The organism is Ligilactobacillus pabuli (assembly GCF_022836475.1).
GTDB classification, from domain to species: domain Bacteria; phylum Bacillota; class Bacilli; order Lactobacillales; family Lactobacillaceae; genus Ligilactobacillus; species Ligilactobacillus pabuli.
Map to the genome: position 1 here is coordinate 155203 of NZ_BQXH01000001.1, position 15449 is coordinate 170651.

Below are 15449 nucleotides of genomic sequence, written 5' to 3' on the forward strand. Positions count from 1 at the left end.
ACTCTCATTATACAGCATATTATTCTAGATGCTAATAAAAAGTCTTACCTTCTTTGACCAAATTGATTAACCGGCATTTTCAGGCTTAAATCATCAAAAAAAGGCCCCTCATTTTTTAAATGAGAGGCTCTTACTTTTATCGCTCACAGTGTTGTTGCCACTGTTGCATGATCGTTTGTTTGTATTCTGGGTAGACCGCTAAAATTTCTGGAAAAACTTGATCTGCAATAATTTTAAATGCCGTCGTTTTCCCCACTCGACTACTGATCATTTCCAATAAATTATCATAATTAGTGTAATCATGGCGAATCGTATTCACAATTTTCCAATCATCAACCTCAAAAGGTTCAAGTTCATCGAAGTTTCGACTCACCATAAAAATCTCATGATTTAATTTCGCACGATGAACTAATTTTTTTCGGCTCACTCTTTGGACAGTAACTCCTTGTTGCACCACCAAGTCTGTTAACCGGTGGGTTTTTGTGGCAACTGCTTTTCTGGCAGCTTGTGCTCGTTTTTCTTTATTTTTCATTTTTCGCGTGTAAGTTTCCTGAACTTCTGGCAGCAAAAAAGTCTGTGTTACTTGTTCTTTAGACCAAATTGGTACCACTTGTGAAGCATAATATCCACGTTTGGTTTTTTCAGGCTGCGGTAAGTATTTGACCATTTTGTCAGTCCATTCAAACTCCTTTTTTAATTCCGCTCGACTGAAATATTGTTTTTCTTCCATGCTCGTTCCTCTTTTCTAAAAGTCGTTTAGTTAAGCACACACTCAACCAGAGGCCTTAGAAAATCACCAGCATCAAACATCACCAGAAAAACAAATTGGTCAATCTCAGCGCATAAAACGCCTCACCATCAACTTTATCAATTAATTCACCCGCACCTTTCATACGTGTCATGCTAATTCGGAAGATTTTTCGAACATATGTTCATAGTATACCGCTATTTTATTTTAAGGACAAGTCAAAAAAACATCAACCACAACGCAGCTGATGTTTTTCCAATTATTTAGTTTTCGTAGCTTTCAGCAACTTAGTCTTCACTCACTAACTTGATGATCTGTAAGACCACGTCAGTTGCCTTTTCCATCGTTTCTTTTGAAACGTATTCAAAGCGGGCATGCATGTTTTCTGGACCAGCGAACAAGTTTGGTGTTGGCAAGCCCATAAATGAGATCTTCGAACCGTCTGTCCCACCACGAACTGGTGCGATCAATGGTTTAATATCTAAGTCTTCCATTGCTTTCTTAGCAACTTCAACGACTGTCATATCTTTTTCGATCACTTCACGCATGTTGTAATATTGGTCTTTCATATCCAAAATAACGCGGTCTTCGCTAAATTGTTCGTTCATTTTTGCGACAATGTTCTTAATAAGTTGTTTCCGTTCTTCAAACTTATTACGATCATGGTCACGAATAATATAAGTCATCTTAGCTTCATCAACCGTTCCGTTAATTGCTAAGAGATGGAAAAATCCTTGGCGACCATCGGTCTTTTCTGGGACTTCAGCACTTGGCAAATGATTTTCAAATTCAACCGCCAGCTTCAAAGCGTTGATCATAATGCCTTTTGCTTCTGAAGGATGAACATCTTTCCCGACAAATTTAATTGTAGCTTGGGCAGCGTTAAATGTTTCATATTCTAATTGACCCAATGGACCACCATCGACGGTATAAGCCAAATCGGCACCAAATTCATCGACTTCAAAACGATCGGCACCAGTCCCGATTTCTTCGTCTGGACCAAAGGCAACTTCAACTTCACCGTGTTTGATTTCTGGATGAGCAACTAAATATTCGACCGCAGTCATAATTTCAGTCACACCAGCTTTGTCATCAGCACCCAACAAAGTTGTCCCGTCAGTTGTGATCAAAGTCTCGCCTTTGTAATTTTTCAGATTAGGGAATTCAGCAGGTGATAATGAATAGCCGCTTTGACCCAGCTTAATGTCTGATTCACCATCGTAGTTTTCAACTAATTGTGGTGCAACATTGTGCGCATTAAAATCAGCTGTATCAATATGTGAAATAAAGCCGACTTTTTTAGCTTCTTGGCCTGCAGGCAAGTTACTTGGTAATGTAGCGAAAACATAACTGCTCTTAGCTGCGATCCGCACGTTATCCAAACCAATCTCGTTTAATTCCAATACTAGTTCGTTGGCAAACTCAACTTGATTTTGGGTTGATGGAACTGTAGTTGATTCTTCATCCGAACGCGTTTCTTTCCGAACGTACTTCAAAAAACGTGGTACTAACTTATCATACTTTGTCATGAAAACTCTCCTTTATATTCAAGCTACCCTGTTGTCAACAAGATAACCTGGTTAATTAATTTAAATAAATCTAAATGGATCCGTATTAATTGTAGTCGAGATGACTTGAATTGGCCAGTTATTTTCAGTTGCCCACTGGCTAAAGAGTGCTTTTAATTGCGGTTGGCAGACCCATTCAAAATGGTGACCCGGGTCAAGCACATTTAAACCGCCAGCCAACATATCATGGGCCGTGTGATAACTAACATCACCAGTAATATACACCTCAGCTCCCGCAGCCTGTGCTTGTGGATAAAACTTCGCTCCACTTCCGCCAAGAACTGCTACTCGTGAAACTACTTGCTGAGGGTCAGGACTAACCAACCGTAAACCATTAATTTCAAAAATTTGTTTACATTTGGCTGCCAAATCAGCAACAGTTATCGGATGCTCTAAATTACCGACCCGTCCCATTCCATATTGCGGCCCACTGTCCTCAATTGCATACAAATCAAAGACGATTTCTTCATACGGGTGATTTGCCCGCATCGCCGCTAAAATTTGGTTCTTTAACCGCGCCGGAAAAACAACTTCGACTTTTTCTTCTGAGACACTTTCGGCCTGGCCCACACTACCAATTGCCGGTGTAGCAGCCTGTCCGGGAGTAAACCGGCCAGTTCCTTGGACAGAAAATGAACAGCCGCTGTATTCTCCAATTTGGCCAGCTCCGGCAGCGGCTAAGCCCGCCCGTAGTTGGGATGCACTTTCAACTGGGACAAAGACTGCTAGTTTATAAATTTTTTCAGCAAGCGGCCCTAGTAATGGCATGGTATCTTGTAACCCCAGCTTGTCAGCTAGCCAATCATTCATTCCACCTTGAGCACTGTCTAAATTTGTGTGGGCAGCATAGACTGTAATGCCATGCTTGAGCAGCTCCGCATACATTTGATTTTGCGGCACACTTAAATCAAAACTATGAACAGCATGAAACATTGCTGGATGATGTGCAAAAATAAAATCAACTTTTTGGTCAATTGCTTCTTGAACAGTTTCTGGGCGGACGTCAAGCGTGACCATCATCCGATGGACTTCCTGCTGTAAATCGCCTAATTGCAAACCGATCGGGTCACCTTTTTCAGCTAACCATTTCGGGGCAAATTCTTCAAAACGTGTCACAATGTCATTGACTGTCGTCATCAGCTAACACTCCTTTAATTTGAACGATCTTAGCAGTAACCTCCTGATATTTAGGTGTGGCAGTCTTGCCAGCAGCAGTTAAGGCTGTACAAATTTTTTCTTCACGGTGCAATTCACGCGTCCATTTTTCAATAAAAGCTGGGTCTTTTTGGGCTACTAATTTAGGGCCAAAAAAGATTTCATCTGCACTTAACTGCTTGATGTTAGCCACTGGTTGAGCCACCATCAGTTCATAAACATGGCCCGTTTCACTCAAAATTTCTTCGGCGGTAATTTCATAATAATTATTCATCAGCCATTCTCGTACCGCATCCGCACCAACATTAGGTTGTAAGATCAACAAGGGCTTTGCTGCCAATTTCTGGGGGTCAGCACTCAAAATGTTGACCATCAAAGGACCACCCATCCCGCAAATCGTCACGGTATCGATTTGGTCTTCTGCGGTATAAGCCGCTAAGCCATCCGCTAAACGCGACTGCACGATTTCAGACATTTGTTCTTGAGCAATAATTTTGGTCGCATTGTGGTGGGGACCAGCAACCACCTCACCAGCGACCGCAAAAGAAATTAATCCTTTTTTCGCCAAATAGACCGGCAAATACGCATGGTCTGAGCCAATATCAGCTAACCGTGCCCCCACCGGGACATGTTGCGCAACGTGTAGTAATCTTTGTGATAATTTATTTGAATCCATTTTATGCTCCTTAGTAACTCAATATTATTGTACACCAAAAAGAAAGCGTTTTTTAGTGATGCACTACTCATTTTTAACATGAGACTTATGTATAGAAAAAGGCCGAAACATTTTCGACCTTTTTCATCTTGCACAGTGCTAAGCTGCAAGCGTTAATTTTTAATCCAAGAAATCTTTCAGTTGTTTTGATCTGGAAGGATGACGCAGCTTGCGCAACGCCTTGGCTTCGATCTGACGAATCCGTTCGCGTGTAACGCCAAAGACCCGGCCAACTTCTTCCAAAGTTCTGGTCCGACCATCGTCTAAACCAAACCGTAACCGTAAAACATTTTCTTCGCGGTCGGTCAAAGTATCCAAGACACTTTCCAACTGTTCTTTTAATAATTCATAAGCAGCGTGGTCCGCTGGGCTAGTTGCTTCTTGATCTTCGATAAAATCACCCAGATGCGAATCATCCTCTTCACCAATTGGTGTTTCCAATGAAACAGGTTCTTGCGCGATTTTCAAGATCTCACGGACCTTTTCAGTCGGCATATCCATTTCGGCCCCAATTTCTTCGGGAATCGGTTCACGGCCAAGATCTTGTAGTAATTGACGTTGGATCCGGATCAGTTTGTTGATAGTTTCGACCATATGCACTGGGATCCGAATTGTCCGTGCCTGATCAGCAATCGCACGGGTGATCGCCTGGCGGATCCACCAAGTAGCGTAAGTTGAAAATTTGAAACCTTTACGGTAGTCAAACTTTTCAACAGCTTTCATGAGTCCCATGTTTCCTTCCTGAATTAGATCCAAAAAGGACATTCCGCGACCAACATAACGTTTAGCAATTGAAACCACTAACCGCAAGTTAGCTTCGGCAAGGTTTTGCTTAGAATATTCATCGCCTTGTTCGATCCGTAGTGCTAAAGCAATTTCTTCGTCGGCAGTCAACAAGTCGACCCGTCCGATCTCTTTCAAATACATCCGAACTGGGTCATTGATTTTAACACCAGATGGTGCTGAAACATCTCTTTTAGCATTTTCTGCCTGCTTAGTCGCAGCATGCAAAGCGTGCTCACTTGGTTCACCTTTTTCATCAACTACTGAAATTCCGGCATCTTCCACGGCTTCAATCAATTTATCCATCGCATCAGCGTTTAATTGATACGGTTCAACTAATCTCTTAGAAAGAACAGAGTATTTAATTTGCTTTTTGGGCTTAAATTCATGAATCGTGCTCCGTAATTCTTTTTTATATTTTTTCTCTAATTCAGTTACTTTATTTTTATCTTCTGCCAAGGTGAGGTCCTCCTTATATTGCTGAAATCCCAGCTTGTTTCCGTTGTAATAAGTCAATTAATTTAACAGTTAAATCAACGACTGTCTCTTGATCATTCATTCTTTTAGCTCGTGCCAATTGCTGATTTAAGTGTGCAATTTGTTCTTCTAACGGCGAGGCTTGCAAAATCAACTGTAAACAATCGTTGATCTCTTGTTCACTAGTTTGTTCAGCAAAGTTATTCATTTCTAATGACACCACAATTTCTTGTAACGCACCTTCTTGTACGAAATCTAAAAACGCAGCACTATCAAAGGTCTGATGTTGATTGAAGAACCCCTGAGCCAATAAATAAATGGTCTGATAATTTTCATGCACAAAGCTAAACTCTGGCATTCCTGCGACCTTCAGCCACGTACTCCGATCGTGTAAGAGTCGGTATAACAATAACCGTTCTGCTTGCTCGATTCGATCATAATGAACTGGAGCTTGAATCTTAGGCCCCACAGCACGTGGTGCTTGGGTAGGCGCTTGAACTGATTGAGACTGCTTTTTCGGCGCCCCTGTTGCACGTAATTCCTTCAACTGGTTTTCTAAGGTCAGCTTGTCTAGCTGAAATCTTTGTGCCAGGCGATTTAAATACAAATCACGTTCAATTGCGTCATTACTTTGGGCAATTTTTTTCAGGACATCTTCGATATAAGCTAATTGGTCGTTTTCATTATCTAAGTTACGCCCTTGTTGATAGTAACGCAAATAAAAAGCTAATTCACTTTCCAAACTATCATGGACATGGGTCACAAACTTCTCTGCCCCGTATTTCCCGACATATTCATCAGGATCAAGCTTTTCCGGGAGTGAAATAACACTTAAATTGAAGCGGCCTGTCGCAGCTAACAACTCTAGCGCTCGTTTGGTTGCTTTTTGTCCCGGCTCGTCGCCATCGTAACAAAGACTAACATTTTTCGAGACCCGTGCTAAAGTGTAAACCTGTTGTTCAGTTAAACTAGTTCCCATCGAAGCTACACCATTTTTAACACCAGCTCGATATGCAGCCAAAACATCCATAAAGCCTTCAAATAAAACGAGGCTTTTTTCAGTCCGGACACTATTCTTAGCTTTATCAAAGTTAAACAAGACGTCCCGCTTATTAAAAATCTCCGTTTCGGGTGAATTTAAATATTTAGGCTGCTGGTCGTTTTTTTGTAACAGGCGCCCAGAAAAGGCAATCACCTGTCCAGCCGCATTCCGAATCGGAAACATGACTCGGGACCGAAAACGATCACTTAGTTGTCCATCTTGTCGTTCTACAAACAGTCCAGATTTTCGTAATTTTTGGTAATCCGGTTGATGTTCATCGAAAAACGGTAGTAATAATTTATTTGCAGGTGCATAACCAATTTGAAATTCAGCGATCAATTCATCAGTTAAACCCCGGTGATGCAAATACTCTAACGCTTCTTCACCCAACTGCGTATTCACTAAAATATGATGATACAATTCAGCAGCTTCACGATGATAATCTTTTAAAATCGCAATTTCAGGATTATCCTGATTTCCCGGTTTAGCGCCACTCAAGTCAGCTTGATATTCTTGACTAACCTGCACGTTTCCAAGTTCAGCAACACGCAACACAGCGGCTGGAAAACTGAGATTTTCAAGCTCCATCATAAACTTAAAAACATTCCCACCCCGATGACACGAAAAACAGTTAAAAATCTGTTTTTGTTCATTAACAGAAAATGAGGCCGTTTTTTCAGTATGAAAAGGACAAAGCCCAAACCAATTTTTTCCTGAACGATGCATTTGAACAAATTGTTCAACGACATCTAAAATATTGACCTGCGAACGAACATCATCGATCACCTCTTCAGGGATCATTTTGCTCACACAACCACCTCAAAATAACTTTAGCATTAAGCGGGTAAAAGTCGCACGAAGCTGTGCGACTTTTACTTTTCTTTTTTTACATAATCAATAGTAATGATATAATGAAATCCACTGTTATGCAAGGAAAAAGCACCCTTTTCATGAACTTTTCTCCGTTCATCTTGACCTAAAAATGTCCAGAGCACATTTAGTCTCTGGACATTTTACTATAAATTTTAATTGGTGCTTATTTGACGTTCACATTATCTAAAGCGCCAAAAACAACTGTCAAACGAGCAATTTGAGCTAAAAGAGCTAACCGATTGTTCTTAACTGCTTGGTCATCAACCATGACCATGGTTTCTTCAAAATATGCACTGATTGGTTCGCGCAAACTAGCTAAAGCTAAGTAGCGTTCTTCCAAATCTTGATCGGCATAGTCTGCAGCCACAGTTTGAACAGCTTGATATAAATTAGTTTCAGATTCGTTTTCAAACAAAGCTGGATCAACAGTCGCTGAAAAACTGTCTGTATTCTTTTGTGCGAGTCGAACAGTTCTAGTTAAGGCTTCAATATTTTCTTTAAAGTCTGCATCTGATTGATGAGCAGCTAACACTTCAGCAGCCGCAAAAATCCCTGGGAAGGTATTTTCTTGCACTGCAGATACTGTATTAACAATATCATAGGCATAGTTTTGGTCAGACAATAACTGGTGCACGCGGTCTAACATAAACTGTTTCCACTCTTGCTGATTTTGTTCAGGTTGAGTATTAACATAGAGCGTAGCTTCTTGTTGAGCCGAACTGTCAATTGCCTGAGCTAAATCAAGTACTGATAAATGCCAATCTTGGTCCAAAACGATTCGCACAATTCCTAAGGCTTGACGTCTTAGAGCATATGGATCATTGGAACCGCTAGGCAACATTCCTGCTGCAAAAAATGATTGGATACTATCCAATTTATCTGCAAGCGACAACATTGCCCCCACTTTAGTTGTTGGCAAGGCACTGTCTGAACCTAAAGGCAGGTATGATTCACGGATTGCTTGAGCAGTTTGGTCGTTTTCACCAGACAGTTTAGCGTAGATCTCACCCATCACACCTTGTAATTCAGAAAATTCGCCGACCATTTCAGTTACTAAGTCAAACTTGTAAATTTGTGCAGCTCTAGCTAGATCATGCAACTCAGCAGCTGATAAATGAACTGCTTGTCCTAAGTTAGCAGCAATTTGCCCAACTCGCTGCATCTTGGTTGCAAGTGTCCCGATCTTATCATGGAACATCACGTTTTGCAGCCGGGCAACGTTAGCACTTAATGGTGTCTTTTGGTCTTCTTCATAGAAGAACTTTGCATCTTCCAAACGAGCGGTTAAAACTTTTTCGTTTCCGGCCACCACATTTTCGAGGTGTTTTTCATTTCCGTTGCGGACCGAAACAAAGTGCGGCAACATCTTGCCTGCTTGATCCAGCACATAGAAGAAACGTTGATGGTCTTTCATTGAAGTGATCAAAACTTCGTCTGGTAAAGATAAATATTTCTCAGCGAATGAACCCGCAAAAACTGTTGGGTATTCAACTAAGTTATTGACTTCTTCTAATAAATCTTCATCGACTACGATCTGCCAGTTATTTTGTTGTGCTAGTTCGGCAATTTGTTGACGAATAATTGACTTACGTTCCTTAGCATCAGCAATCACATGTTCTGCCAACAAACTAGCTGGATATTGGTCAGTACTTGCTAAAGTGACGTTCTTACCTAAGAAGCGATGGCCAGCAGAAACCCGGTCAGCTTTAATTTGTAAAATTTGCACCGGAATAACTTGTTCATCCAGCAAACAAACCAGCCAACGAATTGGACGAACAAACTCAAATTCATTGATACTCCAGCGCATCATCGTTGGGAAACGCATCGACGTGATCACTTGTTTCACATCTGCCAAAACTTCAGTCACTGTTTTGCCTAGAATAGCTTTTTCCACATAAGCATATTCAGTTCCTTTAAATTCTTTAAAGTAAATTTGGTCAGGATCGACCCCTTGTCCACGACAAAAACCCTGTGCTGCTTTAGACCAATTTCCTTGGTCATCTAGCGCAATTTTTTTAGCCGGACCTTTGGCTTCTTTTTTAATGTCTGGTTGTTTGTCAGCCAAGCCTAAGACTTTAACGGCTAAACGGCGAGGAGTTGAATATTTTTCAATACTTTCAAATGAGATCCGAGCGTCATTTAAAAATTTTTCCATCCGTTCAGCTAACTGATCAACACTAGGTGTGACCACATGTGCAGGGATTTCTTCAAGCCCAATTTCTAGTAGGAATGTATGTGTCATTTATTTATCCTCCTCTAATAATTGCTGGCGTAATTTTTCATCCTTGATCAACGGATAACCCAACTTCTTACGTTCGGCAACAAAAACTTTGGCAACAGCCTTGGCCATGTTTCGAATTCGGGCGAGGTAACCAGCACGTTCCGTGACAGAAACAGCTCCGCGCGCATCCAACAGATTAAAGGTATGACTGCATTTTAAAATATAATCATAGGCCGGATGAACTAAGCCGTTTGCGATTTGCTTTTTAGCTTCGATTTCATACTTATCAAAAGCTTCAAATAACATTTCTTGGTCACTTTCTTCAAAGGCGTATTTTGATTGTTCATATTCAGGCTGTAAGAAAATGTCACCATACTTCACTCCGTCAGCCCATTCTAGGTCAAAAACAGACTGCACATCTTGAATATAAGATGACAGACGTTCCAAACCATAGGTAACTTCAGCAGCAACTGGCCAAACTTCTAGGCCGCCAACTTGTTGGAAGTAGGTAAACTGAGTGATTTCCATTCCGTCCAACCAAACTTCCCAACCAACACCGGCACAGCCCATTGATGGATTTTCCCAGTTATCTTCGACGAAACGAATATCATGTTCAGCCGGATCAATGCCTAAAGCTGCTAAGCTGTCCAGGTATAGGTCCTGAATATTAGCTGGTGACGGCTTCATGATTACCTGAAATTGATGATGTTGGTATAAACGGTTCGGGTTTTGACCATAACGTCCGTCAGCTGGGCGACGGGAAGGTTCAACATAGGCAACGTTCCATGGTTCTGGTCCAATGGCACGTAAAAATGTATATGGGCTCATTGTCCCCGCACCCTTTTCAGTATCGTAAGACTGCATTAGCATACAGCCTTGTTTTGACCAGAATTGTTGTAACGTTAAGATAATTTCTTGAATACTTAACTTTTTTGACATGCAGGTTTCCTCCTTGAGAATTTACAGCAGCATTATTTAAATCAGCATAGTTAAATTTAAAAATCTAAACTGAGTAATAATTTAACTCTACTTACTTAAGCTAGCGTTGACGTAGAGCGTTGGACTTAGGCCACAAAAAAAGTCCCTATGCAGCCCACTAAAGGTCCTGCATAGGGACGATCAGCCGATCGCGGTTCCACCCTATTTCCGGTTACTACAACCGACCACTTTTAAAATCCAGCTAAAGATTGCCACTCGTAGAGTTCATTATCTGCTTTCACTGTCCAGACTCGCTGCTAAATTTCACCACTACGATCAAATCTTATCCTCGCCAACGCTATTTGAATAGTATAACCATAAGTCACACGCGGCTATTTGTCAATATCCAATCACGTCGATTGAACGTTTTCAACCCGCACAGCTGGCATTTTAATCGTCTTTTTTTAAAAGTTGCTCCCAACCGCTCATTTGATCAAGAAATTTTTTGGCTTTAACAAAGACCCCAACTTGATCACTATAAATCGCATCCAGTGTTTTTCGTAACGCCTTTTTAGTACTTTCTTTGACCTTAATCGAATGCAACTGAGTTAAATCAACCACTGAAAAAAGTCTCAAATAGTAGACCGTTCGCTGGTCTAAATGCAGCCGATGCGGGTCTAAATGCCAGTGTCGTTGGCATAAAATGCCCCCATAAGTTTCGGAAAAGTCAAATGGCGCCTGAGTATTTTGACAAATAACACAACTTTCCAATGAAGGTTTGACCCCAAACGTTTCCAGCAACTGAATTTCGATAATATTGGTAATGATTGCTGGGTCCAAGCCTTCATCAATTAAGTTGATTGCTGTAAAAATTTTGGTAAACCAGAGTGGCGGTAGCGCTTGATCAGTTCCAAACGCTGCTGTTGCTAATCCTAGAATATATGAAGCATAGGCGTTTAATTCGATTTCTGTAAAAATCCTTTGATACTGGTCAAGTTCTCTTGTTCCTGAAATAAAGGATAGGCCAGTATCATGCACCGTCCCAAAATAAGTCCCATGAGAAAAGGGCAAAATCGCGGCTGCCAGCTTAAAGCCTCTTTTTCTTGCACCACGGACAAAAAAAGTTTTGATACCAAATTTGTCTGTCAAAATTTTAACCAGCATATCTCGTTCTTTATAGTCTGACCGCGAAATCACGATGCCCTGAAAATCAACTGCTTGGTGGGTCGCCATTTGTGCACTTCCTTACTTTAACCAAACTTGCTAACAAAAAAACAGACCTAGACTTTCACTGCTAGATCTGCCTCAATTTTAATAATCGTCTTGCTTATAACCTAGTGATTGTAAATCAGTTTGGCGATCTTTCCAGTTTTCTTGGACTTTGACCCACAACTCTAAAAATACTCGATCACCAAGCAAGGTTTCAATATCTTTACGGGCTAATGTACCGATCCGCTTCAGCATTTTTCCGCCTTTGCCAATAATGATTCCTTTTTGACTATTACGTTCAACGACGATCGTTGCGGAAACTTGAACTTTCTGTTCATCCTGACGCTTGACCCGTTCAGTCACCACTGCAACAGAATGCGGCACTTCTTCACGTGTTAGTTGATTGACCTTTTCCCGAATCAGTTCAGAAATAATAAAACGTTCTGGGTGATCAGTGATCTCATCTTCCGGATAAAATTGTGGTCCTTCTGGTAAATCAGTCACCAAATTGTCCACTAATTCGTCCACGTTGTTACCCTTTAGCGCAGAAATTGGGTAAATCTCTTGAAAATCTAGAGTTTGACGGTAATCATCGACAATTGGCAACAAATCATCAGGCTTAACCTGATCAATTTTGTTGATCACCAAGTAAATCGGCTTTTTAACGTTTTGTAAACGACGGATGATAAAATCATCGCCCTTGCCCCGCTTTTGTGTTGCGTTAACCATAAATAATACTGCGTCAACTTCATTCAAAGTTGATAAAGCTGAATCAACCATAAAATCGCCTAACTTACTTTGCGGTTTATGGATCCCTGGAGTATCAATAAAAACAATTTGAGAATCATTAGTCGTATAGATCCCCTGAATTTTATTTCTAGTAGTTTGGGGTTTATCGCTCATAATCGCAATTTTTTGTCCAATCACGTGGTTTAGAAACGTAGACTTCCCCACGTTGGGACGTCCAATAATGGCTACAAAGCCAGAATGAAAAGCATTTGTCATCTTATTTTCCTTTCTCATTTCAATGCAACATTAATTAACTCTCAGCGCAACCAAAAATTGCCAGAGTTTCGGCAATAAAATCATTGCAGCAGTGAAAACTGCATAAAGCGATGATAATAAAACTGCCCCAGCAGCAATATCTTTAGCTTTTTTGGCAGCTGGTTGGTGTTTTGTCCCGCAGATCAAGTCAACGATATTTTCAATCACCGTATTCCACGCTTCACTAGCCAAGACTAAAAAGACCGCGAGCAACAGACTTCGCCATTCATTGTTAGTGACTTGGAGCAAAAATCCCGCTGCCACTACCGCTAAACCTGCCCAACAATCAAAGCGGAAATTCCGCTCATCATGATAAACTGTCTGTAAACCTTCACCTGCATGCTTTAAAGCCTGAATGAAATTCCGGTTTTTCCACTGAGTAGTGTAGGACTTTTTATCTTTTAAGGCCATAAGCATCTAGAATCTTTCTTTGCAAGCCAAACATTTCCTTTTCGTCATCCGGCTGCATGTGATCATAACCGTTCAAGTGCAAGAAACCGTGGACAACTAAAAAGCCTAGTTCTCGTTCTTGTGAATGACCCAAGTATTCAGCTTGTTCTTTGACCTTGTCAATTGAAACAAAAATGTCACCGATATTCTTCGGAATTTCTAAGGCTAATTCGTCGCTCAAAATAATCGGCAGGTCTTCGCCATCATCTTCCTCGATTGCAAAACTGATCACATCAGTCGCCTTATCTACTCCGCGGTATTCTTTATTGATCGCATGAATTTTTTCATTATCAACCAAAGTCACTGACATTTCAGTATTATCAGGCAATTCAATATATTTACCAGCATAGTCTAATAACTGTTCAATTAAAGTCAGCCATTCTTGGGATACTTTTTTTGTTTCATCAAATATTTCTAGATCCATAAATTAACTAATCCTCGTTTTTTCTAAAATTTTTATTGTGGTAATTTAGCAGCTACTTTTTCATAAGCAGCAACGATTTCTGACACGACTGGATGCCGAACAACTTCTGTGTCCGAGAATTCGACAAATTCAATATGCGGCAAGCCTTGCAGCACCTTACGTGCGTCAACTAAACCACTTTCCTGGTGCCCTTTTGGTAAATCAATTTGACTAATATCACCATTGACCACCATTTTTGAGCCAAAGCCTAAACGAGTTAAAAACATTTTCATTTGAGCCCGTGTTGTATTTTGAGCCTCATCCAAAATCACAAATGCGTTTTCCAACGTTCGCCCACGCATATAAGCCAATGGTGCAATTTCGATCACACCGCGCTCAATCAATCTTTCAGTGTGTTCAGCACCTAAAATCGCATATAAAGCATCATAAATTGGTCGTAAATATGGATCAACTTTTTCCTTCAAGTCCCCAGGTAAAAATCCTAAGGACTCACCAGCTTCAACAGCTGGTCGGGTTAAAATCAGGCGTTCCACTTCTTTTTTCTTTAGTGCTGCCACCGCCATTACCACGGCTAAAAATGTTTTCCCGGTTCCGGCTGGACCAATCCCAAACGTTAGGTCTGAAGTTTTAATGGCATGAACATAACGTCGTTGCCCATAATTTTTAACACGGACTGGCCGGCCATGATTATCCTTGATCAAAGTTTCTCGATACAACTCTTTAAAGTCCGCTAAGGTCCCATTTTTAGCCATCGTTACGGCTGAAACAACGTCACTTTCTGCAATTTTTACCCCTTGTTCAATTAAATCTGCCAGGTTTTTCAAAACATTGATTGCTTGAGCGGTACTCTGGTTTTCGCCCTCAAACTTGATTTCCTCACCAAATGGTTTAATTACAACATTGAGGCTTTCTTCAATCAGTTTCAGATAAGTATCATTCACACCAAATAAAATTGCTTGAACATTTGGCTTGGTGATTCGCAGTTCTTTTTCAACAACTTGTTTTTCTGACAATTGAAGGTCTCCTTTAATTTCGTAGTTAGCTACTCTAAATATAGCTTATCGCTTAGGTTTTTACAAGTCAGGCTAAATCAAAACCAACTTTTTAAATCAATAAAAAAGTCCGACCCGAAAGTCGAACTTCTTTGTTTATTTAGAAAGTAACTCTTTAACTGTTGAGTTAACGAGTTTACCATCAGCTTGCCCTTTGACTTTAGGCATCACGGCGCCCATGACTTTACCAAAATCACTAGTTGATTCAGCATGGACTTCTGCAATCGTTGTTGCAACAATTTGTTGAACTTCATCTGCGCTAAGTTGAGTAGGCATATAGCTTTCAACGATTTTGATTTCATTCTCTAATTGAGCAACCGTCTCAGGACGATCAGCTGCTTTAAATTCAGCTAAGGAATCTTTTCGTTGTTTAAGCTCATGCGACAAAACTGAAACTTCTTCGTCTGGGTTTAAATCGCGACCCAAATTAATTTTTTCATTTGTCGCTGCAGCCTTCAGCATCCGGACAGTACTTAATTTTTCCTTATCCTTGGCTTTCATGGCTGTAATCATATCTTTTTGCAGTGTATCTAGTAAACTCAATCCATCTGCCCCCTTAGGACTTTAGAAACGACGTTTGTTTTTACGTTTTCTAGCTGCTTCAGATTTTTTCTTACGCTTAACACTTGGCTTCTCGTAGAATTCACGTTTCCGGTATTCTTGCAATGTACCTGTTTTGGAAACGGTACGTTTGAAGCGACGAAGAGCGTCATCAAGTGATTCGTTTTTACGAACGACTGTTTTTGACATGATGTTTTCCCTCCCTCCGA

15 protein-coding genes are annotated in these 15449 nt (G+C 40.7%); all 15 read right to left on the minus strand.

Annotation, left to right across the window (positions count from 1 at the left end; translation table 11 throughout):
• Positions 1 to 136 precede the first annotated feature (136 nt).
• Positions 137 to 730 (minus strand): hypothetical protein, encoded by a 594-nt coding sequence (locus LPAF129_RS00745; RefSeq protein WP_244054037.1) that lies wholly within the window; start codon positions 728 to 730, stop codon positions 137 to 139.
• 305 nt (positions 731 to 1035) lie between these two features.
• Positions 1036 to 2277, minus strand: coding sequence for a peptidase T (gene pepT, locus LPAF129_RS00750; RefSeq protein WP_244054039.1), 1242 nt, complete (start codon positions 2275 to 2277; stop codon positions 1036 to 1038).
• A gap of 60 nt (positions 2278 to 2337) precedes the next feature.
• A complete protein-coding gene (locus LPAF129_RS00755) occupies positions 2338 to 3453 on the minus strand; it encodes a Nif3-like dinuclear metal center hexameric protein (protein WP_244054041.1) in 1116 nt (371 codons plus the stop codon).
• Positions 3437 to 4147, minus strand: coding sequence for a tRNA (adenine(22)-N(1))-methyltransferase (locus LPAF129_RS00760; protein WP_244054043.1), 711 nt, complete (start codon positions 4145 to 4147; stop codon positions 3437 to 3439). Before LPAF129_RS00760 ends, LPAF129_RS00755 begins: the two co-directional genes overlap by 17 nt.
• Before the next feature lie 159 nt (positions 4148 to 4306).
• Complete coding sequence (rpoD, locus tag LPAF129_RS00765) at positions 4307 to 5428, minus strand: RNA polymerase sigma factor RpoD (RefSeq protein ID WP_244054045.1); 1122 nt, start codon at positions 5426 to 5428, stop codon at positions 4307 to 4309.
• Between the two features lie 13 nt (positions 5429 to 5441).
• The gene (dnaG, locus tag LPAF129_RS00770; RefSeq protein ID WP_244054047.1) at positions 5442 to 7298 is read right to left on the minus strand and encodes a DNA primase; all 1857 of its coding nucleotides are present in this window, start codon (positions 7296 to 7298) and stop codon (positions 5442 to 5444) included.
• Between the two features lie 226 nt (positions 7299 to 7524).
• Entirely contained in the window at positions 7525 to 9603 is a 2079-nt protein-coding gene (gene glyS, locus LPAF129_RS00775; RefSeq protein ID WP_244054048.1) for a glycine--tRNA ligase subunit beta, read from the minus strand.
• Positions 9604 to 10521, minus strand: coding sequence for a glycine--tRNA ligase subunit alpha (gene glyQ / locus LPAF129_RS00780; protein ID WP_244054050.1), 918 nt, complete (start codon positions 10519 to 10521; stop codon positions 9604 to 9606).
• A 429-nt stretch (positions 10522 to 10950) separates the two neighbouring features.
• Entirely contained in the window at positions 10951 to 11733 is a 783-nt protein-coding gene (gene recO, locus LPAF129_RS00785) for a DNA repair protein RecO (RefSeq protein ID WP_244054052.1), read from the minus strand.
• 78 nt (positions 11734 to 11811) lie between these two features.
• Complete coding sequence (era, locus tag LPAF129_RS00790; RefSeq protein WP_244054148.1) at positions 11812 to 12714, minus strand: GTPase Era; 903 nt, start codon at positions 12712 to 12714, stop codon at positions 11812 to 11814.
• A 30-nt stretch (positions 12715 to 12744) separates the two neighbouring features.
• Positions 12745 to 13164 (minus strand): diacylglycerol kinase family protein, encoded by a 420-nt coding sequence (locus LPAF129_RS00795; RefSeq protein WP_309296488.1) that lies wholly within the window; start codon positions 13162 to 13164, stop codon positions 12745 to 12747.
• Positions 13148 to 13627 carry an rRNA maturation RNase YbeY gene (gene ybeY / locus LPAF129_RS00800; RefSeq protein WP_244054056.1) on the minus strand — a complete coding sequence of 160 codons (480 nt, stop codon included), beginning with the start codon at positions 13625 to 13627 and terminating at the stop codon, positions 13148 to 13150. Before ybeY ends, LPAF129_RS00795 begins: the two co-directional genes overlap by 17 nt.
• Positions 13628 to 13659: 32 nt before the next feature.
• Entirely contained in the window at positions 13660 to 14640 is a 981-nt protein-coding gene (locus LPAF129_RS00805; RefSeq protein WP_244054058.1) for a PhoH family protein, read from the minus strand.
• 135 nt (positions 14641 to 14775) lie between these two features.
• Positions 14776 to 15222: a GatB/YqeY domain-containing protein gene (locus LPAF129_RS00810; protein ID WP_244054060.1), complete on the minus strand. Its 447-nt coding sequence runs from the start codon at positions 15220 to 15222 to the stop codon at positions 14776 to 14778.
• Positions 15223 to 15243: 21 nt separating this feature from the next.
• A complete protein-coding gene (gene rpsU, locus LPAF129_RS00815; RefSeq protein ID WP_003690207.1) occupies positions 15244 to 15429 on the minus strand; it encodes a 30S ribosomal protein S21 in 186 nt (61 codons plus the stop codon).
• Positions 15430 to 15449 lie beyond the last annotated feature (20 nt).